General features: G+C 72.6%; 21 protein-coding genes and 1 riboswitch. Of the genes, 11 read left to right on the forward strand and 10 right to left on the reverse strand.

What is annotated here, in order from left to right; genetic code table 11:
- Nucleotides 1-242 precede the first annotated feature (242 nt).
- From AB0M11_RS36215 to AB0M11_RS36230, 4 genes are all read left to right on the forward strand, one after another.
- The gene (locus AB0M11_RS36215) at nt 243-1,397 is read left to right on the forward strand and encodes an ArsA-related P-loop ATPase (protein WP_365712423.1); all 1,155 of its coding nucleotides are present in this window, start codon (nt 243-245) and stop codon (nt 1,395-1,397) included.
- Nucleotides 1,398-1,460: 63 nt separating this feature from the next.
- On the forward strand, nt 1,461-1,922 hold the full coding sequence (locus AB0M11_RS36220) for a DUF5304 domain-containing protein (RefSeq protein ID WP_365712424.1): 462 nt from the start codon (nt 1,461-1,463) through the stop codon (nt 1,920-1,922).
- A 55-nt stretch (nt 1,923-1,977) separates the two neighbouring features.
- Entirely contained in the window at nt 1,978-2,931 is a 954-nt protein-coding gene (locus tag AB0M11_RS36225; protein WP_365712425.1) for an ROK family glucokinase, read from the forward strand.
- A gap of 129 nt (nt 2,932-3,060) precedes the next feature.
- The gene (locus AB0M11_RS36230; protein ID WP_365712426.1) at nt 3,061-3,807 is read left to right on the forward strand and encodes an endonuclease/exonuclease/phosphatase family protein; all 747 of its coding nucleotides are present in this window, start codon (nt 3,061-3,063) and stop codon (nt 3,805-3,807) included.
- 180 nt (nt 3,808-3,987) lie between these two features.
- Here the strand turns inward: AB0M11_RS36230 and AB0M11_RS36235 are convergent, their stop codons facing one another.
- On the reverse strand, nt 3,988-4,581 hold the full coding sequence (locus AB0M11_RS36235) for a hypothetical protein (RefSeq protein ID WP_365712428.1): 594 nt from the start codon (nt 4,579-4,581) through the stop codon (nt 3,988-3,990).
- On the reverse strand, nt 4,574-5,353 hold the full coding sequence (locus AB0M11_RS36240) for an alpha/beta fold hydrolase (RefSeq protein WP_365712429.1): 780 nt from the start codon (nt 5,351-5,353) through the stop codon (nt 4,574-4,576). Before AB0M11_RS36240 ends, AB0M11_RS36235 begins: the two co-directional genes overlap by 8 nt.
- Before the next feature lie 179 nt (nt 5,354-5,532).
- Between AB0M11_RS36240 and AB0M11_RS36245 the strand changes: the two genes are divergently transcribed.
- From AB0M11_RS36245 to AB0M11_RS36260, 4 genes are all read left to right on the forward strand, one after another.
- A complete protein-coding gene (locus tag AB0M11_RS36245) occupies nt 5,533-6,255 on the forward strand; it encodes a lysophospholipid acyltransferase family protein (RefSeq protein WP_365712430.1) in 723 nt (240 codons plus the stop codon).
- 54 nt (nt 6,256-6,309) lie between these two features.
- Complete coding sequence (locus AB0M11_RS36250; RefSeq protein ID WP_365712432.1) at nt 6,310-7,524, forward strand: DUF5931 domain-containing protein; 1,215 nt, start codon at nt 6,310-6,312, stop codon at nt 7,522-7,524.
- Nucleotides 7,521-8,183, forward strand: coding sequence for a response regulator transcription factor (locus AB0M11_RS36255; protein WP_365712433.1), 663 nt, complete (start codon nt 7,521-7,523; stop codon nt 8,181-8,183). The genes AB0M11_RS36250 and AB0M11_RS36255 overlap by 4 nt, the downstream gene beginning before the upstream one ends.
- A gap of 138 nt (nt 8,184-8,321) precedes the next feature.
- Nucleotides 8,322-9,350: a 6-phosphofructokinase gene (locus tag AB0M11_RS36260; RefSeq protein WP_365712434.1), complete on the forward strand. Its 1,029-nt coding sequence runs from the start codon at nt 8,322-8,324 to the stop codon at nt 9,348-9,350.
- A 118-nt stretch (nt 9,351-9,468) separates the two neighbouring features.
- Here AB0M11_RS36260 and AB0M11_RS36265 read toward each other — a convergent pair whose 3' ends face one another.
- Nucleotides 9,469-11,361 carry an anthranilate synthase family protein gene (locus tag AB0M11_RS36265; protein WP_365712435.1) on the reverse strand — a complete coding sequence of 631 codons (1,893 nt, stop codon included), beginning with the start codon at nt 11,359-11,361 and terminating at the stop codon, nt 9,469-9,471.
- 118 nt (nt 11,362-11,479) lie between these two features.
- Entirely contained in the window at nt 11,480-11,614 is a 135-nt protein-coding gene (locus AB0M11_RS36270) for a trp operon leader peptide (protein ID WP_365712436.1), read from the reverse strand.
- Nucleotides 11,615-11,642: 28 nt separating this feature from the next.
- Here AB0M11_RS36270 and AB0M11_RS36275 point away from each other — a divergent pair, with 28 nt between their 5' ends.
- Together AB0M11_RS36275 and AB0M11_RS36280 are read left to right on the forward strand one after the other, a co-directional pair.
- Nucleotides 11,643-12,995, forward strand: a complete 1,353-nt coding sequence (locus AB0M11_RS36275; RefSeq protein ID WP_365712437.1) for a class II 3-deoxy-7-phosphoheptulonate synthase — start codon at nt 11,643-11,645, stop codon at nt 12,993-12,995.
- A 139-nt stretch (nt 12,996-13,134) separates the two neighbouring features.
- Nucleotides 13,135-13,419, forward strand: coding sequence for a (2Fe-2S)-binding protein (locus AB0M11_RS36280; protein ID WP_365712438.1), 285 nt, complete (start codon nt 13,135-13,137; stop codon nt 13,417-13,419).
- A gap of 44 nt (nt 13,420-13,463) precedes the next feature.
- On the opposite strand, the gene bfr is transcribed toward AB0M11_RS36280, so the two are convergent.
- Entirely contained in the window at nt 13,464-13,946 is a 483-nt protein-coding gene (bfr, locus tag AB0M11_RS36285; protein WP_365712439.1) for a bacterioferritin, read from the reverse strand.
- A 208-nt stretch (nt 13,947-14,154) separates the two neighbouring features.
- Here bfr and AB0M11_RS36290 point away from each other — a divergent pair, with 208 nt between their 5' ends.
- Nucleotides 14,155-14,787 carry a sulfite oxidase-like oxidoreductase gene (locus tag AB0M11_RS36290; RefSeq protein WP_365712440.1) on the forward strand — a complete coding sequence of 211 codons (633 nt, stop codon included), beginning with the start codon at nt 14,155-14,157 and terminating at the stop codon, nt 14,785-14,787.
- 12 nt (nt 14,788-14,799) lie between these two features.
- Here AB0M11_RS36290 and AB0M11_RS36295 read toward each other — a convergent pair whose 3' ends face one another.
- The 5 genes from AB0M11_RS36295 to thiO all read right to left on the reverse strand — a co-directional run bounded on the left by AB0M11_RS36295 (nt 14,800) and on the right by thiO (nt 20,204).
- Nucleotides 14,800-15,678, reverse strand: coding sequence for a deoxyribonuclease IV (locus AB0M11_RS36295; protein ID WP_365712441.1), 879 nt, complete (start codon nt 15,676-15,678; stop codon nt 14,800-14,802).
- 34 nt (nt 15,679-15,712) lie between these two features.
- On the reverse strand, nt 15,713-17,635 hold the full coding sequence (gene pknB / locus AB0M11_RS36300; protein ID WP_365712442.1) for a Stk1 family PASTA domain-containing Ser/Thr kinase: 1,923 nt from the start codon (nt 17,633-17,635) through the stop codon (nt 15,713-15,715).
- Nucleotides 17,636-17,890: 255 nt separating this feature from the next.
- Nucleotides 17,891-18,685, reverse strand: a complete 795-nt coding sequence (locus AB0M11_RS36305) for a thiazole synthase (RefSeq protein WP_365712443.1) — start codon at nt 18,683-18,685, stop codon at nt 17,891-17,893.
- A gap of 5 nt (nt 18,686-18,690) precedes the next feature.
- Nucleotides 18,691-18,903: a sulfur carrier protein ThiS gene (thiS, locus tag AB0M11_RS36310; RefSeq protein ID WP_365712451.1), complete on the reverse strand. Its 213-nt coding sequence runs from the start codon at nt 18,901-18,903 to the stop codon at nt 18,691-18,693.
- A gap of 131 nt (nt 18,904-19,034) precedes the next feature.
- Nucleotides 19,035-20,204 carry a glycine oxidase ThiO gene (gene thiO, locus AB0M11_RS36315; protein ID WP_365712444.1) on the reverse strand — a complete coding sequence of 390 codons (1,170 nt, stop codon included), beginning with the start codon at nt 20,202-20,204 and terminating at the stop codon, nt 19,035-19,037.
- A riboswitch (TPP riboswitch) is annotated at nt 20,202-20,313 on the reverse strand. Its footprint overlaps the gene before it by 3 nt.
- Nucleotides 20,314-20,394: the final 81 nt, after the last annotated feature.

Below are 20,394 nucleotides of genomic sequence, written 5' to 3' on the forward strand. Positions count from 1 at the left end.
CAGTTCCTCCCCCAGCCTTCGGCCGGGGGTACCCCCAGCGCCCCTGACGGGGCGCTGCAGCCGCCGCGTCTCCCCAGCCGCGGGCGGTGCCGCTGCTTCTCAGCCGCGGGCAGTCGTGCCGCTGGGGCGGCACGGGTGGGCGCGGGCGGCGCGCCCGGCAAGCGCCGGTAAGCGTCCCCACCCCCGCCCCCCAGCGCCGGGTGCCGATCAAGTGAGGCCCGCTTCCGTTACGGTTCACCCTCATGCGCACCATCCTGATCACCGGCCCCGGCGGCAGCGGCCGTACCACCGTCGCCGCCGCCACCGCCCTGCGCGCCGCGGCCGCCGGCACCCCCACCCTCGTCCTGAGCGCCGACCGCACGGACACCCTCGGCGCCGCCCTGGGCGCCGCGACAGGACCGGAGCCCACCCGCCTCACCCCCGCCCTCACCGCCTGGCGCCCCGACGCCGCCGCCCGCTTTCGCGAGGACCTCACCGCCTTCCAGACCCGCGCCGCGAACGTCCTCGACCTCCTCGGCGCCTCCCGCCTGGACGCCGAGGAGCTCACCCCCCTCCCCGGCGCCGAGGAACTCTCCTTCCTGCGCGCCCTGCGCGACGCCGCCCTCTCCGAGCGGTACGAGCTGCTGGTCGTGGACCTGCCGCCCGCCCCCCAGGCGCTCGCCCTGCTCTCCCTCCCCGAGGAGCTCCGCAGGTATCTGCGCCGCCTGCTCCCGCCCGAGCGGCAGGCGGCCCGCGCCCTGCGCCCCGTCCTCGGCCGCCTCGCCGGCGTCCCGATGCCCGCCGACTGGCTCTACGAGACCGCGGACCGCTGGGACACCGAGCTGGCCGCCGTGGAGGCCGTCCTCGCCGACCGCCGCACCACCGTGCGCCTGGTCGCCGAACCCGGCCCGGCCGGCGCCGACGCCGTCCGCACCGCCCGCCTCGGCCTCGCCCTGCGCGGCCTGCCCGCCGGGACCCTCGTCGCCAACCGCGTGCTGCCCGAGGCCACCCCGCTGCACGCCCTCGTCGCCCAGCAGCGCAAGGCCCTCGCGGAGTGGGGGGAGACGTACGACGTCACCCCCGTCGCCCACCTCGGCCACGACCCGCGCGGCACCGACGACCTCGCCGCGCTCGCCGTGCCCGGCGTCAACACCACGCCCGCCCCGGTCGAGTGGCCCGTCGCCGACCGGATCGAGGAGGACGGCGTCCTCGTCTGGCACATTCCGCTGCCCGGCGCGATACGGGACGACCTCGACCTCGTCCGGCGCGGCGACGAGGTCGTCATCACCGTCGGCGGCTTCCGCCGGATCGTCGCCCTGCCGTCGGTCCTGCGCCGCTGCACCGTCGCCGGGGCCGCCCTGCGCGACGGCGAGCTGCGGCTGCGCTTCGCGCCGGACCCGGCGCTCTGGCCGCGCTGACGGTGAAACCGGTACGCCCGTTCGGGTAACGTCGTAGAGGCGAACCGTAGTCAGGAGTCCGTCATGAGCGAAGAGCGACCCACAGCTGACGCCTCCGAGGCCGCGGACGAGGTACGGGCGACGGACGACGACGCCTGGGCCACCGCCTGCGCCGAGGACCTGGAGGCCGAGAAGGCCCGCCGCCGCGCCCAGTACGGCCCGCCCCCCGGGTCGGCCGCCGAGGAGCTGCGCAGACTCGTCGACGCCGTCGCCGACAAGCTCTCCGGCATCCAGGCCCCGCTGCTCGGGGCGGTCGCCGGACCCGCCGCCCAGCAGGTGGTCCGGCAGGTCGTCCAGCAGGCGAAGAACGCCGTCGAGCCCGTCATAGAGCGCAACCCGGACGTCTTCGACCACCTGGCCGCGGCCGGCAGCGAACTCCTCGCCGCGTACCGCTCCGCGGTCCAGGCCCAGGAGACCCGCTGGACCTCCGGCGCCCCCGACAAGGGCGACGACACCGGCCCCGGCGAACGCATCGATCTCGACTGAAAGCCCTCTCGGGTACGGTTGGCCGTAGCGGGGCTCGACCGAAACTGAGGGATTCATGGGACTCACCATCGGCGTCGACATCGGCGGCACGAAGATCGCGGCCGGCGTGGTCGATGAGGAAGGCAACATCCTCTCGACCCACAAGGTGCCGACCCCGGGCACGCCCGAGGGCATCGTGGACGCCATTGCTTCCGCCGTAGAGGGCGCCCGCGTCGGGCACGAGATCGTCGGCGTGGGCATCGGAGCCGCCGGTTACGTCAACCGGCAGCGCTCCACGGTCTACTTCGCGCCCAACATCGACTGGCGCCAGGAGCCGTTGAAGGACGAGGTCGAGGCCCGCGTCGGCCTCCCCGTGGTGGTGGAGAACGACGCCAACGCCGCCGCCTGGGGCGAGTACAAGTTCGGTGCCGGCAAGGGCCACCGCAACGTCATCTGCATCACCCTCGGCACCGGCCTCGGCGGCGGCATCATCATCGGCAACAAGCTGCGCCGCGGGCACTTCGGCGTGGCCGCCGAGTTCGGGCACATCCGGATGGTGCCGGACGGGCTGCTGTGCGGCTGCGGCTCGCAGGGCTGCTGGGAGCAGTACGCCTCCGGTCGCGCCCTGGTCAGGTACGCCAAGCAGCGTGCCAACGCCACCCCGGAGCACGCCGAGATCCTGCTGGGCCTCGGTGACGGCACCCCCGACGGCATCGAGGGCAAGCACATCTCCATGGCCGCCCGCCAGGGCGACCCGGTCGCCGTCGACTCCTACCGCGAGCTCGCCCGCTGGGCCGGCGCCGGCCTCGCCGACCTGGCCTCCCTCTTCGACCCCTCCGCGTTCATCGTCGGCGGCGGCCTCTCGGACGAGGGCGAACTGGTCCTCGACCCGATCCGCAAGTCCTACAAGCGCTGGCTGGTAGGCGGCAACTGGCGCCCGGTGGCCGACGTCATCGCGGCCCAGCTGGGCAACGAGGCGGGCCTGGTGGGCGCCGCCGACCTGGCGAGAGAGCCCGACCCGATCATGTGATGCCCCGGACCTCCTGAGGCGCGGCAACTGCAACCCCAAGGGGCGCGGGGAACTGCGCGACCAGCCACTACGAACCGGCAGTCGCGCACCCACCTCGCGCCCCGAGCCATTGGGCGTACATTGATCCACATGGCGTCGCTCCCCAAGTCCCACACAGAGCCCGACGGTTCCGCCGTCATCCGGGTCCTGAGCTACAACATCCGCTCCATGCGGGACGACACCGACGCCCTCGCCCGTGTCATCAGGGCCTGCGCCCCCGACCTGGTGCTGATCCAGGAAGCCCCCCGCTTCTTCCGCTGGCGCAAGAAGCTCGCCCGCCTGGCCTCGGCCTCGGACCTGGTGATCCTCACCGGGGGCGGCACCGCGGCCGGCCCGGCGATCCTCTGCGACCTGCGCGCCACCGTCGAGCGCACCGAGGACGTCCTGCTGCCCCTCACCCCCGGTCTGCACCGCCGCGGCCTCGCGACCGCCGTCGTCCGGTTCGGCGGCGCCCGCCTCGGCGTGACCAGCTTCCACCTCAGCCTCCAGCAGGACGAGCGCTACGAGCAGGGCGGCATGCTCCTCGACCGGGTCGCCGGCCTGGGCGTCGAGCACGCCGTCGTCGGCGGCGACCTCAACGACCGCCCCGACGGCCGCACCTTCCGCCGCCTGGCCGAGGCCTACCAGGACTGCCGTACCGCGGCTCCCTGGGGCGGCGAGTTCACCTCCTGGTCCACCGACCCGCACCAGCGCATCGACGCGATCTTCGCGACGAAGGGCATCGAGGTACTCGGCTGCGGCGTCCCCGTCGATCAGCCGGGCGTCACCGAAGCAGACCTGAGGGCGGCCACGGATCATCTACCCGTGCTGGCCGCCCTTCGGCTGCCCGCGAGCTGAACCAGAACCGACGGACGGAGTCCGGCGCAGCCGTCCGAAGCCTGTGAGGCCCCCGGGGGCCGAGCAGTGCGAGGGGGGCGTCAGGAGGTACTGCCCTGAGGGCGGCCACGGATCATCTGCCCGTGCCGGCCGCCTTCAGGGTCCCCGTCGACTCCTAGGGGCTGTCCACCCCCGGGCCGGTCAGACGACGGCGCCCCGCCCGGGGTCGCCGTCCTCGTCGTCGTCGGTCTTCATGCGGGTCACCAGCGTCACGAACCCGCCGAGGAAGCCGCCGATGCCCAGCGTCGCCAGCCACCAGGTCATGTCCCAGCCCAGCACCACCGCGAGCAGCAGCAGCACCGGGCCGCCCACCACGCCCAGCCAGGCGAACTTGGCCGTGGTGTCGGCATCCGGCAGCGGCGGCGGCTCGGGGGGCACGAAGTGCCCCTCGTCGTCCTCGTCGAAGTCGTCCTCGGACGGCTCCGGCGCCGTGTAGTCACGCGGGCCGCCCACGCCGGGCGCGAAGGAGACGGAACTGCCCAGCGGGCGCACGGGCCGCTGCTCCTCCACCGTCCCCGCGGTGGTCCCGGCGGCCTCTGCGGCCGGGTCGGTCTCGTCCTCCTCCATCGCCGGCAGCGCGAGGTCCCGCACCGGCTTGAAGGGCGTCGTGCCCGGCGGGTCCGGCGGTTCCTCGCCGTACCCCGCGACGATCGCCGCCCAGGCGGCCTCCTCGTCGAAGGGCACCCCCTTCTCGTCCGGCTCGCGGTCCCCGCGGTCGGAGTCGTGCTCAGCCAACTGCGGCCGTCCCTTCCTTGCCGACACTGGGTGCGAGCCGGCCGATGAAGGCGAGGCTCTCCTCGAAGATCCGGTCCGCGTCATGGTCCAACGTCGCCACGTGGTAACTCTGTTCCAGCACGATCTCCGTTACGTCCGTGGACGACACCCGGCTCAGGATGCGGGCCGAATCGACCGCCGGCACCACGTGGTCCTGGGTGCTGCGCAGGAGCAGCAGCGGCTGGGTCACCTGCGGCAGCTCCCTGTCCACCTGGCGGAGGAAGGTGCGCAGCGAGTGCGCGCTGTGCAGCGGCACCCGGTCGTACCCCGTCTCCGCGGCGCCCGGCTTGGCGATGTCGCTGGCGATGCCCTTCGTCGTGCGCACGAGGTGCCGGGCCACCGGAAGGGCGTACGCCGACAGGCCGTGCACCTTGTTCGCCGGGTTGACGATCACCACGCCCTCCACACCCGTGCCGTTCCGCGCGGCCAGCCGCAGGGCCAGCGCGCCGCCCATCGACAGGCCGGCCACGAAGACCCGGGAGCAGCGCTCGCGCAGCAGCCGCAGCTCGCGGTCCACCTCCGCGTACCAGTCCTGCCAGCCGGTGACCTGCATGTCCTCCCAGCGGGTGCCGTGGCCGGGCAGCAGTGGCACGGAGACGGTCAGGCCGTGTGCCGCATGGTGCTCCGCCCAGGGGCGCAGCGACTGGGGCGAGCCGGTGAAACCGTGGCAGAGGAGGACGCCGACCTCCCCGCCGGCATGGCGGAACGGCTCGGCTCCGGGGAGAACCGGCACCTTCGGGCTCCAATTCGTGAGAGGGGGCGGAACTGAACAAGGCACGCACGACGACTCCAGTTGTGCTTCACGGTACGCGACGGCACTGACACCGACCAGGGTCGTCGGGCTCATTCCCGGCGCTCCGGGTTAAGGTCTGATCGACGGAAACAGGAGGCACTCGGTTGTTGTACGGCGCGATGAAGGTCGCTATCGGGGGACCGCTGAAGGTCACCTTCAGGCCCTGGGTGGAGGGCCTGGAGAACGTCCCGGCCGAGGGCCCGGCGATCCTGGCGAGTAATCACCTGTCCTTCTCGGACTCGTTCTTCCTGCCCGCGGTGCTGGACCGCAAGGTCACCTTCATCGCGAAGGCCGAGTACTTCACCACGCCCGGGGTGAAGGGCCGCCTCACGGCCGCCTTCTTCAAGGGCGTCGGCCAGCTCCCGGTGGACCGCTCCGGCGCGCGCGGCGCCGGCGAGGCCGCCGTGCGCAGCGGCATAGAGGTGCTGGAGCGCGGCGAGCTGTTCGGCATCTACCCCGAGGGCACCCGCTCGCCCGACGGCCGCCTCTACCGGGGCAAGCCCGGCGGCCTCGCGCGCGTGGCGCTCGCCACCGGCGCCCCGGTCATCCCGGTCGCGATGATCGACACGGAGAAGATCCAGCCGCCGGGGCAGGTGATGCCCAAGCTGATGCGGCCGGGCATCCGGATCGGCAAGCCGCTGGACTTCAGCCGCTACCAGGGCATGGAACACGACCGGTTCGTGCTGCGCGCGGTGACCGACGAGGTCATGTACGAGATCATGAAGCTCTCCGGCCAGGAGTACGTGGACATCTACGCGACGGCCGCCAAGCGGCAGATCGCGGAGGCCGCCAAGGCGGAGAAAGACGCGGCGAAGGCCGAGAAGAAGGCCGGCGAGTCCTAGACCGGCGGCTGGGGGAGACCGGCGGCCGGGGGGCGGCCGGGGATCGGGGGGGGCATGAGCAGGCGGGAACGCGTCGTACGGATGTCGGTCGAGCAGCCCCTGTGGCGTGCCCTCACCGGCTATCGCGTGCTGACCCTGCTGTACGCGATCGGCCTGTTCGTCTCGGCCTACGACGACTACGACCGCGCGGGCGTCGCCATCGGCTACTACGCCGTCCTGACCGTCTGGACCCTGGCGACCCTGCCCCGCGTGCAGAGCGCGGCGGCCTGCACCAGGCGCTTCCTCGCCGTCGACCTCGCCGTCGCGCTCACCGGCATCGTGCTGACGCCCTGGGTGGTCACCCAGGGCCACATCGACCACGGCGGCCCGACTCTGCCGTCGATATGGACCGCCGGCTCGGTCCTCGCCTACGCCCTCAAGGGCGGCTGGCGGTGGGCCGCGTTCGCCTCCACCCCGGTCGCCGCCGCCAACCTGGTCGAGCGGGGCCAGCCGGCCCGTGACACCGTCCACAACGTGATCCTGGTCTGGGTCGCCTCCATCGCCATCGGGTACGTCGTCGAGGTCGCCCGCGCCTCCGAACGCACGCTCGCCCGCGCCCTGGAGATCGAGGCGGCCACCCGGGAGCGCGAGCGGCTCGCCCGGGACATCCACGACAGCGTGCTCCAGGTGCTCGCCATGGTGCAGCGCCGCGGCGCGGTCCTCGGCGGCGAGGCGGGGGAGCTGGGCCGGCTGGCCGGAGAGCAGGAGGTGGCCCTGCGGACGCTGGTCTCCGGCGGCCTGGTGCCCCCTTCGCGGGTCTCGTCGGACGGGGCTCAGGGCGCGGTCGTCCGCCTCGTCGAGGAACCGGACGACAGCGGCCCGGTCGACCTGCGCACCCTGCTCGCACCGTACGCCGGATCCCGGGTCAGCCTCGCCGAGCCCGGCGCGCCGGTGGTCCTGCCGCCGGGCGCCGCACGGGAGTTGGCCGCCGCCGTCGGCGCGGCCCTGGACAATGTGCGCAGGCACGCGGGGGACGGGGCGCGGGCCTGGATCCTGGTCGAGGACGAGCCCGCCGAGGTCGTGGTGACGGTACGGGACGACGGCCCCGGCATTCCGGACGGGCGGCTCGCCCAGGCCGAGGGGGAGGGGCGGCTCGGGGTGGCCCAGTCGATCCGGGGGCGGCTGCGCGACCTCGGCGGCAGCGCCGAGCTGTTCTCGACTCCGGGACAGGGCACGGAAGTAGAGCTGAAGGTACCGAAGGTCTCCCCGGGGAAGGCGGAGCGGCGATGAGCATCAAGGTCATGGTGGTCGACGACCACCCGATGTGGCGGGACGCGGTCGCCCGGGACCTGACCGAGTCCGGGTTCGAGGTGGTCGCCACCGCCGGGGACGGCGACCAGGCGGTGCGCCGGGCCAAGGCCGCCGCGCCCGACGTCCTGGTCCTGGACCTCAATCTGCCGGCCAAGCCGGGCGTCCAGGTCTGCCGGGAACTGGTCGGCCACAACCCGGCGTTGCGCGTTCTGGTCCTCTCCGCGAGCGGTGAGCACGCCGACGTCCTGGAGGCGGTCAAGTCCGGCGCCACCGGCTACCTGCTCAAGTCCGCCTCGACCGAGGAACTCCTCGACGCGGTCCGCCGTACCGCCGTCGGCGACCCGGTGTTCACGCCGGGCCTGGCCGGGCTGGTCCTCGGCGAGTACCGCCGGCTGGCCGCCGAGCCCGCCCCGGCCGCGGACGCCGGCCGGCCCGACGCGCCCCGGCTCACCGACCGCGAGACCGAGGTGCTGCGCCTGGTCGCCAAGGGGCTGAGCTACAAGCAGATCGCCGAGCGCCTGGTCATCTCGCACCGCACGGTCCAGAACCACGTGCAGAACACCCTCGGCAAGCTCCAGCTGCACAACCGGGTGGAACTGGTGCGCTACGCGATAGAGGCGGGCCTCGACGACGACTGATCTGATCTGATCTTCGGGTGGCGCGTAAACCAACCGCCCGACAATTCACCGGAATTGCCCTTCCGCGGGCATCCCTGTGTGAGCTGGATCACCATTAGCGTGAGTCCCACCAGGCAACCGCGGCGAAGGGACATTTCCATGCGGGTCGGAGTACTGACCGGAGGCGGCGACTGCCCCGGGCTCAACGCCGTCATCCGCGGCGTCGTCCGCAAGGGCGTGCAGGAGTACGGCTATGACTTCGTCGGCTTCCGGGACGGCTGGCGCGGTCCCCTCGAAGGCGACACCGTCCGTCTCGACATCCCCGCCGTCCGCGGCATCCTGCCCCGTGGCGGCACCATCCTCGGCTCCTCGCGCACCAATCCGCTCAAGCAGGAGAACGGCATCCGCCGGATCAAGGACAACCTCGCCAAACTGGAGGTCGACGCGCTGATCGCGATCGGCGGCGAGGACACCCTCGGCGTCGCCGCCCGCCTCACCGACGAGTACGGCGTACCCGTCGTCGGCGTGCCGAAGACCATCGACAACGACCTCTCCGCGACCGACTACACCTTCGGCTTCGACACCGCGGTCGGCATCGCCACCGAGGCCATCGACCGGCTGCACACCACCGCCGAGTCCCACATGCGGGTCCTGGTCTGCGAGGTGATGGGCCGGCACGCCGGCTGGATCGCCATCCACTCCGGCCTCGCCGGCGGCGCCAACGTCATCCTCATCCCGGAGCAGCGCTTCGACGTCGACCAGGTGTGCGCCTGGGTCACCTCCCGCTTCAAGGCGTCCTACGCCCCGATCGTGGTCGTCGCCGAGGGCGCCATGCCGAAGGACGGGGACGTCGTCCTCAAGGACGAGTCCCTCGACTCCTTCGGGCACGTCCGGCTCTCCGGGGTCGGCGAGTGGCTGGCCAAGGAGATCGAGAAGCGCACCGGCAAGGAGGCCCGGACCACCGTCCTCGGGCACATCCAGCGCGGCGGCACCCCCAGCGCCTTCGACCGCTGGCTGGCCACCCGCTTCGGCCTGCACGCGGTCGACGCCGTGCGCGACGGCGACTTCGGCAAGATGGTCGCGCTGCGCGGCACCGACATCGTCCGGGTACCGATCGCGGAGGCCACGGCCAAGCTGAAGACCGTCGACCTGAAGCTGTACCAGGAGGTCGGGGTGTTCTTCGGCTGACGGCCGCCGGCCGCCTCTCCTCGGCCGCGCGCCGTCACGGTGACCGTGACGGCGCGCAGAGGCGTCCGACGGGGCCGAGCTCTGACGCAACGGCTGCGGCGAGATGTCCAAGGGGCGCTCAAGCCCGAACTGTTCCCGTACCGCGCAACTGCCCCACCAGCTCCCGCACGATCGCCGCCCCGTTCAACGTGAGCACCGACTCGGGATGGAACTGCACCCCGGTGACCGCGTTTTTCGGCGTGCCTCCGGCACGACGTGGCACCCGCACCGCGTGCACCTCCCCGTTCGCCGCCCGGCTCACCTCCACCCCGTGCGCCGCCAGCTCCCGCGCCGTCTCCTCGTCGCAGCGGGCCACGAAGCTGTTGTAGAAGCCGACCGTCTCCGGGCGCCCGAACAGGTCCACCGTCGTCTGCGCCCCCTGGTAGGGGACCTCCTTGCGGACGATGTCCAGCCCCAGCTCCGCCGCGATCAGCTCGTGCCCGAGGCAGACGCCCAGCACCCCGTGCCGGTGCTCCCGGATCACGGTCGCCGTGAGCTCCCGCAGGAACCGCATCTTCGGATCGCCCAGGTCGGACGGGTCACCGGGCCCCGGGCCGAGCACCACCGGCCCCTCGTGCGCGAGCACCGCCTCCCGCAGCCCGGGCTCGTCGTACCGCCGGACGGTGACGTCGAGGCCGCCGGCCCGCAGCACATGCGCGAGCATCGCCGTGAACGTGTCCTCGCCGTCCACCACGAGCGCGTGCCCGGCCAGCTCCTCCGTCCGCTCCTGCATCCGCAGCCAGAACGGCGCCAGCGCCGCCCGCCGCCCGTCCAGCGCGGCCCGCACCCGGGGGTCGTCCGCCAGCCGGGGCCCCGTCGCCTCGGACCGCGGGCGGGACGGCCGCACCCCGAGCGCCGCCAGCACGCCCGCCGCCTTGGCATGCGTCTCCGCGACCTCACCCGCCGGATCGGAGCCGCGCACCAGCGTGGCGCCGACGGGGACCCGCAGACGGCCGTCCGCGTCGATGTCGGCGGTACGGATCAGGATGGGGGAGTCCAGGGTCTGGGCGCCGCCGGCGTCCCGGCCGAGCAGAGCCAGCGCCCCGGCGTAGTAGCCCCGCCCGCCGACCTCGTGCCGCTCGATCACCCGGCAGGCGTTCTGCACCGGGGACCCCGTGACGGTCGCCGCGAACATGGTCTCCCTCAGGACCTCCCGCACGTCCAGCGAGGACCGGCCGCGCAGCTCGTACTCGGTGTGCGCGAGGTGGGCCATCTCCTTCAGCCGCGGGCCGACGACCACCCCGCCCATGTCGCCCACCGTGCACATCATCTTGAGCTCCTCGTCGACGACCATCGACAGCTCCTCGATCTCCTTGCCGTCGGCGAGGAAGCCGAGCAGGTGCTCGGGGGTGGGGCCCTCGGCGGGATAGCGGTACGTGCCGCTGATCGGGTTCATCACCACCGTGCCGCCGGACATCCGCACGTGCACCTCGGGGCTCGCCCCGACCAGCGTCCGGTCCCCGGTGTGCACGACGAACGTCCAGTACGCGCCCCGCTCGCCCTCCAGGAGCCGCCGGAACAGGGCCAGCGCATCGGCGCGCCCGAAGCCCGGGATCTCGCCCTGGTACGTACGGCGGATCACGAAGTTCGCGCCCTCGCCCCCGCCGATCTCCTCGTCCAGCACCCGGCCGACGATCCGCGCGTACGCGTCGTCGTCGACGTCGAAGGCGCCGGCCTCGACGCGGACGTCGTGGGCGGGGAGGGTGGCCAGGGCCTCGTCCAGCGGAATGCGACACACCACCGTCGGGGTCAGGACCAGCAGCGGCGTCCCGTCGTCCCGCACGTCGAAGCCGCGTTCCCGGATCTGCCGGAACGGGATCAGGGCGAGCCCCTCCTCCGGCAGGTCGGCGAGCCGGTCGTGCGCGGAGACCGGGCCGAGCAGGAGTTCCACCAGGCCCTCGTCGTGGCCGGGGGTGCGCCGGCGGAGCAGGGCGAAGGGGCGGTCGTCGTGGAGCAGCTGGTTCAGGTTCATGGTTCCTCTGCGGTCCTGTGTCGGATGGGACAGGCGGGACTGGCGGGAGAGGAACGGCCCCGGAAACGCCGAAGGCCGCCCCTCCGGGCGGCCTTCGCGAAGTCTTGCGTACGCGCAGTCAGTGGGCCGCCGGAGAAGCGGTCCACCACCAGTTCTGAGTCGGATGCGCGAACATGCGGCAAACCCTACCGCACCGCCCGCCCTGTCCACGGGACAATCGCTGCGTCTCACCAGTCGAGCTGGAGGAAAACATGGCGACACGACCCCGTAATGTTTACGAGGTGACAGTGAACGCTAAGACCAGCCTCGGCGCTGGCAACACCTGGCGAGACCTGCCCGCGGCGCAGCAGCCCGAGTACCCCGACCCCGAGGCTCTGCGCGCAGTCGTCGCGGAGCTGGAGTCGTATCCGCCGCTCGTCTTCGCGGGCGAGTGCGACCAGCTGCGCGCCCGGATGGCGGCCGTCGCCAAGGGAGAGGCGTTCCTCCTCCAGGGCGGCGACTGCGCCGAGGCCTTCGACGCGGTGTCCGCCGACCACATCCGCAACAAGCTCAAGACCCTCCTCCAGATGGGTGCCGTGCTGACGTACGCGGCGTCGGTGCCCGTGGTGAAGGTGGGGCGGATCGCCGGCCAGTACAGCAAGCCGCGCTCCAAGCCGACCGAGACCCGCGACGGCGTGACGCTGCCGACCTACCGCGGCGACTCCGTCAATGGCTTCGACTTCAACGAGGCGGCCCGCATCCCGGACCCCGAGCGGCTGAAGCGGATGTACCACGCGTCCGCGTCCACGCTGAACCTGGTGCGTGCCTTCACCACCGGCGGTTACGCGGACCTGCGCCAGGTGCACGCCTGGAACCAGGACTTCGTCAAGTCCTCCCCGTCCGGCCAGCGCTACGAGCAGCTCGCCCGCGAGATCGACAACGCGCTGAACTTCATGCGGGCCTGCGGCGCGGAGCCGGAGGAGTTCAAGACGGTCGAGTTCTTCTCCTCGCACGAGGCGCTGCTGCTGGACTACGAGTCCGCCCTGACCAGGGTCGACTCGCGCACCGGCAAGCTGTACGACGTCTCGGCGCACATGGTGTGGATCGGTGAGCGCACCCGGCAGCTGGACGGGGCGCACATCGAGTTCGCCTCGAAGATCCGCAACCCGATCGGTCTCAAGCTCGGCCCGACGACGACCGCCGAGGACGCGCTGAGGTACATCGACCGCCTCGACCCGGACCGCGAGCCGGGCCGGCTGACCTTCGTCGTCCGGATGGGCGCGGACAAGGTCCGTGACAAGCTCCCCGAGCTGGTCGAGAAGGTCACCGCCTCGGGCGCCACGGTGGCCTGGGTGACCGACCCGATGCACGGCAACACCTTCGAGGCGGCCTCGGGCCACAAGACCCGGCGCTTCGACGACGTGCTCGACGAGGTCAAGGGCTTCTTCGAGGTCCACAAGACCCTCGGGACCCACCCGGGCGGCATCCACGTGGAGCTCACCGGTGACGACGTCACCGAGTGCGTGGGCGGCGGCGACGAGATCTTCGTCGACGACCTGCACCAGCGCTACGAGACGGCCTGCGACCCGCGGCTGAACCGCAGCCAGTCCCTCGACCTGGCCTTCCTGGTCGCGGAGATGTACCGGGACCAGTAGGGCTCCCGGTGGTGCTCTGGGGCGCGGATCACACCGGATCCGTGCCCCGCGCACTTTCGCGGCTGTCGCGGGATGGGTAAGGTTAGGTTTGCCTCACCGGAAAACGGGATGGCAGTGAAGTGACCCATCCTGTCGGGAGGTGAACCGCGTGTACGTCTGCAGCTGCTTCGGCATCACCGAAGCCCAGGTCAAGCAGCACGCGGCGGACGGCTCCTGCACCCCCCGCCAGATCGCCTCCGCCTGCAAGGCGGGCACGGACTGCGGTTCGTGCGTCCGACGCATCCAGGCGATTCTCGGCCGGGGCGCCGTCCTGGCGGCGCTGCCCGGCGAGCGCCCCGACGGGGCGCGCGGAACCGCCCGGCCGGCCGCGACGGCCCCGCAGGCGGCCTACGACCTGCCCCGGTCCCTCCCGCGGACCGCCTAGCCGCTTCCCGGCTGCGTTCGTTCCCCCTTTGCTTTCAGCCGCGTTCAGCTGCTTTCGGGCTGCTCGATGAGCTGTGCGAGGTAGAGCGCCTCACCGAGCTTCTCCAGCAGCTCCAGCTGCGTGTCGAGGTAGTCGATGTGGTGCTCCTCGTCGGCGAGGATGTCCTCGAAGATGTTCGCGGACGTGATGTCACCCTTGTCGCGCATCACCTTGATCCCGCGCTTGAGGCGGTCGATCGCCTCCACCTCGATCTGCCGGTCGGCCTCGAACATCTCCCGCACGGTCTGCCCGACACGGACGTGGAACAGCCGCTGGTAGTTGGGCAGCCCCTCCAGGAACAGGATCCGGTCGGTGAGCACCTCGGCGTGCTTCATCTCGTCGAACGACTCGTGCCGGGTGTACTTCGCGAGCTTGTACCAGCCGAAGTTCTCCTGCATCTTCGCGTGCAGGAAGTACTGGTTGATCGCGGTGAGCTCGCCGGTGAGCTGCTCGTTGAGGAATTCGATGACCTCGGGGTCGCCCTGCATCGCAGAGGCTCCTTCCGCGTGGGTTCCGTACCGGACGGGTGGGACGTCTGCGGCGCATGATGGCACCGGCACAGAAGATCGTCCAGTAAGTGAGGACTTAGTAAGCAATCAACCATCTGGCGATGTCTGGGCGTTTTGTCGATCTCTGGGTGGTCTGCATGGTCTGCCTGGTCAGGTGCACCGCTCGTGGTCTGTCAGGATGTAAGGCATGGGTCATCCGGTGGAGCACGCGTCTCGGGAAACCGCGGGAGCCGGGCTTCCGCCGGGGCAGCGGTTGCAGCGCGGCTGGCCGGTCACCCACTACGGCCCGGTGCCCAGGTTCCGGCCCGAGCGCTGGGAGTTCCGGGTCTTCGGCGCCACCGCCGACGGGGGCACGCCCGTCTGGAACCACGAGCAGTTCACGGCCCTGCCGTACTCCACCGTGGTCGCCGATCTGCACTGCGTGACGAAGTTCAGCATGCTCGGCGCGGAGTGGGGCGGGATCCCGGCCCGGACCGTCCTGGAGCTCGCGCCGCCCGCCCCCGAGGTCACCCACGTGATGGTCTGGGCCGAGTACGGCTTCTGCTCCAACCTGCGCCTCGCCGACTTCGCCGCCGAGCGCACCGTCTTCGCCACCCACAAGGACGGCGAACTCCTCACCGCCGAGCACGGTTTCCCGGTCCGTCTCGTCGTGCCCCACCTGTACGCCTGGAAAGGCCCCAAGTGGGTCCGCGGCGTCGAGTACATGACCGCCGACCGGCGCGGGTTCTGGGAGGAGCGCGGCTACCACAACATCGGCGACCCCTGGCGGGAGCAGCGCTACTCCTATCAGGAGGAACCAGGCGACGGCCCGGAACTCTGAGCCGGCGAGCGGTCAGCCGTCCCGGAGCCGCTTGAGGCGCTCGACGTCCGCCGCGTGCCCCTCCTTGCCACCGGGCGTCTCGATGACCAGCGGCACGCCCGCGGTCGCCGGATGGGTCATCAGGGCCCGGAACGCGTCCTCGCCGATGTGCCCGGCCCCGATGTTCTCGTGCCGGTCCTTGTGCGCGCCGACCACGTCCTTCGAGTCATTGGCGTGGATCAGCCGCAACCGCCCCTCACCGACGGTCGACACCAGCAGGTCGAGGGTCCGGTGCATCCCGGTCGGCCCGGTCAGGTCGTGCCCGGCGGCGAACACGTGGCAGGTGTCCAGGCAGACGCCCAGCTTCGGATGGGCGTCCAGCGCCTCGAAGTACGGGCCGAAGTCCCAGGTCCGCGAGCAGAGCGAGGCGCCCTGTCCGGCGGTGGACTCCAGGAGCAGGAACGGGTCGTCGTCGTGGGTCAGCTCGTCGAGGAGCGGCAGCAGGCGGGTGCGCACCTGCTTCAGCGCCACGTCGCGGGCCCGGCCGCCGGTCGCGCTCCCGGTGTGCACGACCACGCCGAGCGCCCCGATCTCCCGGCCGCGCCGCAGCGAGTGCCGCAGCGACTCCACCGACCTCTCCACGGTCGCCTCGGTGTGCGAGCCGAAGTTGATCAGATAGGGGGCGTGCACGTACGCCGGGATCGACCCTTCCGCGCAGGCCGCGCGGAACGCCTCGTCCTGCTTGGGGCTGCCCGCCGGGGTGGCCCAGCCGCGCGGGTTGGCGACGAAGACCTGCACGGCCTCGGCCCGCAGCTCACGGGCGTACGACAGCCCCACGGAGTGCAGGCCACCGGCCACCGGGACATGGCCGCCGACGGGGTTGCGGGCGGGACCCGACTGCTGACTCTTCACCCGTCAAGGGTGTCACGGCGCGGCCCGCGCCCCGTCACCGGATGGTGATGGTGATCGTCGACCCCTTGGGGGCCTGCTCCCCGGCGTCCACCGACTGCTTCCGCACGGTGTCGCCGAACAGCCCGAGGAGCCCGCGGTCCTCCTTGACCTGGAAACCGGACCGCTCCAGCAGCTTGGTCGCGGCGTCGACGTCGGCCCCCACCACGTTCGGCACCTCGACCAGCTCCGGGCCCTGGGACAGGGTGAGCGTCACCGTGTCGCCCTCGGCGGCCTGCGCGTCGCCCGCCGGGGTCTGCCGGGCGACCTGTCCCTGGTCGTACTCGGAGTTGATCTCGGTGGCGGAGACCGTCACCTTCAGCCCGGCATCCTGAAGGTCCTGCCGGGCCTCGTCCAGGTCCTCGCCGGTGACGTCCGGGACGTCGACCGCGGCGCCCTTGCTGACGACGAGCGCGATCGCGGTCCCCGCGTGCCGCTTGGCACCGGCCCCCGGGTCGGTCGAGATGACGGACCCCCTGGGCACGTCCTCGCTGAACTCACGGGTCACCATGCCCGGCGCGAGGCCGTCGGCGGTCAGCAGCAGCCTGGCCCTGGCCAGCGTCCGGCCCTGCACGTCCGGCACGTTCACCGTCTCGGGGCCGTCGGAGATGGTGAGCGCCACCGAGTCGTTGCTGCGGATCCGCGCGCCGGCCGCCGGGTCGGTGCTGATCACCGCGCCCCGCTTCACGGTGTCGCTGTAGGCGTGCTCGACCGATCCGACGTCGAGCCCGGCCTGCTTCAGCCGCGCGGTGGCCTGGGCCTCGGTCTTCGACAGCAGCGGCGGCACCTTCGTGAACTGCCCGGAGTTGATGTACCAGACGCCGGCTCCCGCGCCGAGGACGATCAGCACGGTGACGACGAGCGTCACCAGCCCGCGCCGCGACCGGCGGCCCCCGCGCCGCCGCTCGGGGACGGGCGGCGCCTCGAACCTGCTGGTCCGCAGCACCCCCTCGTCCTCCTCGTGCACCGGCAGCGGCCGGGGCACGGTGAGCGACCGGGGTATGACACTGGTCCGGTCCTCGCCGCTGTCATGCGCCTCGGCCAGCGCCTGCGGCGGTACGGCGTCCAGCTGCTCGGCACCGAGCGCACCGCGCGCCCGACGCACCAGGGCGAGCAGCGCGACCGCGTCGTACGGCCGCACCCCGGGGTCGCGCGCGGTGCCGAGGGCGACCAGCTCGTCCAGTTCGGGGGCCAGTCCCGGCACCACGGCGGACGGCGCCGGCACGTCCTCGTGCAGATGCTTGTAGAGGATCACCGCGGGCGAGTCCGCGTCGTGCGGCTTCTGCCCGGTGAGCATCTCGTAGAGCACGACACCGCACGCGTACACGTCGACGCGCGGATCGGCGGCCCCGCTCTCGACCTGCTCGGGCGCGAGATACGAGACCGTCCCGAGGACGGCGCCCGTGGTGCGGGTGGCCGAGTCCACGGACCGCACCAGCCCGAAGTCGGCGACCTTGACCCGCCCGTCGTCCCCTATCAGCACGTTCTCGGGCTTCATGTCCCGGTGCACGAACCCGGCGCGGTGCGCGGCGCCCAGCGCGGCCAGCACCGGCTCCAGGATGTCCAGCGCGGCCCGCGGCTGCAGCGCGCCGCGCTCGCGCAGCACGTCACGCAGGGTGCAGCCGGCCACGTACTCCATGGCGAGGTACACGTACGACCGGTCGGCCCCCTGGTCGAAGACCTGGACGACGTTCGGGTGGGCCAGCCGGGCGACCGACTTGGCCTCCAGGATGAACCGCTCGACGAAGGACGCGTCGACGGCGAGCGCCGGGTGCATCACCTTCAGTGCGAGGACGCGGTCCAGCCGGATGTCCAGGGCCCGGTACACCGTGGCCATCCCGCCGACGGCGATCCGCGCGTCGACGCGATAACGGCCGTCGAGCACCTGCCCGACGAGGGGGTCCTGAAGGGTCGTATCCACGCAGCGAGTGTACGAGCACCGGCTGACACCCCCACGGATGAGACCGCTTACCCCAGGGGACTGCAGCGCACCTGTGACGCTTCACACCCACCTGACATATCCCCCACACCCCGCAGCCGCCGACGCCGTTCGGCCCCTGGCTCCCACCCTCCCGCAGCCGCCGACGCCGCTCGGCCCCTGCGGGAGAGTCCCGCTTCTCGGCGGACGGGTTCGGGTGGTGCGTGGGTGGGAGAGCGGGCGGGAGTGGACCGGCGGTCAGAACGCAGGGCGCTCGAGGTCCAGCACGGCCAGGCCCTCCGCAGGAGACGACGCCTCCGCGAGGTACCGGCGCGGAATCCGCCCCGCCAGCCGCGCCAGCCGCCCCGCCTCCACCCCGGCCCGCATGGCGCAAGCCATCCGCTCGGGATCCCGCGCCCGCGTCACCGCCGACGCCAGCATCACCCCGGCACACCCCAGCTCCATCGCCAGCGCCGCGTCCGACGCCGTACCGGCCCCCGCGTCCAGGATCACCGGCACCCGCGCGTGCTCGACGATCAGCTGGAAGTTGTGCGGGTTGCGGATCCCGAGCCCCGACCCGATCGGCGACCCGAGCGGCATCACCGCGGCGCACCCCACGTCCTCCAGCCTGCGCGCCAGCACCGGATCGTCGTTGGTGTACGGCAGCACCGTGAACCCGTCGTCCACCAGCGTCTCCGCCGCGTCAAGCAGCTCGACCGGGTCCGGCAGCAGCGTCCGCTCGTCGGCGATGACCTCCAGCTTGACCAGCGAGGTCCCCAGCGCCTCCCGCGCCAGCCGGGCGGTCAGCACGGCCTCCCCGGCGGTGTGGCACCCCGCCGTGTTGGGCAGCACCCGGATCCCGAGCCGGTCGAGCACCGACAGCACGGATCCCCGTACCCCCGGGTCAACCCGCCGCATCGCGACCGTGGTCAGCTCGGTCCCGGACGCCACGAGCGCCCGCTCCAGCACCTCCAGGCTGGGCGCGCCTCCGGTACCCATGATCAGCCGGGAGGAGAAGGTCGTACCCCCGAGGACGAAGGGATCGTCGGCCACGGCGCTCAGCCCCCCTGCACGGCGGTCAGGACTTCCACGCGGTCGCCCTCGGCGAGCCCGGTCGCCGCCCACTGCCCGCGCGGCACGACGGTCTCGTTGACGGCCGCGGCCACCCCGGACGGCGCGGCCGTGAGCGACCGCACGAGGGTGTCGAGCGCGGTGCCCGCAGCGATCTCCCGGCGCTCCCCGTTGACGGAGACGGTGACGCAGACCTTCAGCCGTTCTGCGTTCGGCCGGTCTGGGTCGAGCCGGTCTGCGTTCGGCCGTTCTGCGTTCGGCCGGTCTGCGTCGAGCCGGTCCGCGGGGAGCCGGTCTGCATTCGGACGGTCCGCGTTCATACGGTCAGCGTTCATGCGGTCTGCTCCACGAGTCCGGCGGGAACGGCGTCGAACCGCTGCGGCGTGAACGGACGGGCCTCCGGCGGCAGCTCGCCGCCGGCCAGCAGCTCCGCCATCACGTCCCCCGTGACCGGCGTGAGCAGCACCCCGTTGCGGTAGTGCCCGGTGGCCAGCAGCAGCCCGTCCAGGCGGGTCGGCCCGAGCAGCGGCGCGTTGTCAGGGGAGCCGGGGCGCAGTCCGGCCCGGGTCTCGGTCAGCGGCAGCTCGGTGATCCCGGGCACCAGCTCGTGCGCGTCGCGCAGCAACTCGTACACGCCGCCCGCGGTGACCGTGGTGTCCCAGCCCAGCTCCTCGCTGGTCGCGCCGACGACCAGCTCGCCGTTCTCCCGAGGCACCAGGTAGACGTTCCCGCCGCGTACCACGGCCCGGACGGTCCGGCCGAGGAACGGCGCGTACCGCGCGGGCACGGTCAGCCGCAGCACCTGCCCCTTCACCGGCCGCACCGGCGGCAGCACCTCGTCCGGCACGCCCGCCAGCCGCCCGCTCAGGCTGCCGCCGGCGAGTACCACCTGGTCCGCGCCCAGCACCTCACCCGCACGGGTGCGGACACCGGCCGCCCGCTCCCGTACCAGCTCCAGGCGCTCCGCCCAGTCCCGGTGGAACACCACCCCGGCCCGCTCGCACGCGGCCACCAGTGCTCCTGCCAGCCGGCGCGGATCGATCTGGTGGTCGCCGTCCACCCGCAACCCGCCGCGCACGCCCGGCGCGAGCATCGGCTCCAGACGCCGGCACTCGCGCCCGGACAGCCACTCGGACTCCAGGCCCGACTGTTGCTGGAGGGCGTGCAGCTCGCGCAGCTGGGCCCGGTCGTCGGCGTCCAGCGCGACCGCGAGGGTGCCGCAGCGCCGGTAGCCGAGGTCATGGCCGGTGAGCTCGGTCAGCTCGGCGGCGAAGCCGGGATAGCGGCGCGCGGAAGCCAGGTTGAGCCCCAGCAGGGTCTGCTCGCCGTAGTGCAGCTCGGTGACCGCGGCCAGCATCCCCGCCGCGACCTGTGCCGCCCCGCCGCCGGGCCCGGGGTCGACCACGGCGGTGGCGAGCCCGCGTTGAGCCGCCCGCCAGGCCGTGACCAGGCCGATGATCCCGCCCCCGATGACGAGGACGTCGGACGTACGTGAGGACATGGGCGTCCAGCCCCTCCCTTCGCCGGCATGACCCGGATCAGGTTCGTACGGTCGGAGGCCGCCAGCCTCCCTCTCAGCCCGGTGCGTCCGGGCTCCCGCGTGTGCTTCACCGCCACCCTAGCCCGCCCGGCCGCGCCCTCGTAAGACGGCCTCGGGCGGCGCTGTGCATCAGGTCACCCGCCACGACCGC

Origin of the sequence: Streptomyces sp. NPDC051987, from assembly GCF_040680735.1 — a bacterium.
In the GTDB taxonomy this organism is placed as follows: Bacteria; Actinomycetota; Actinomycetes; order Streptomycetales; family Streptomycetaceae; genus Streptomyces.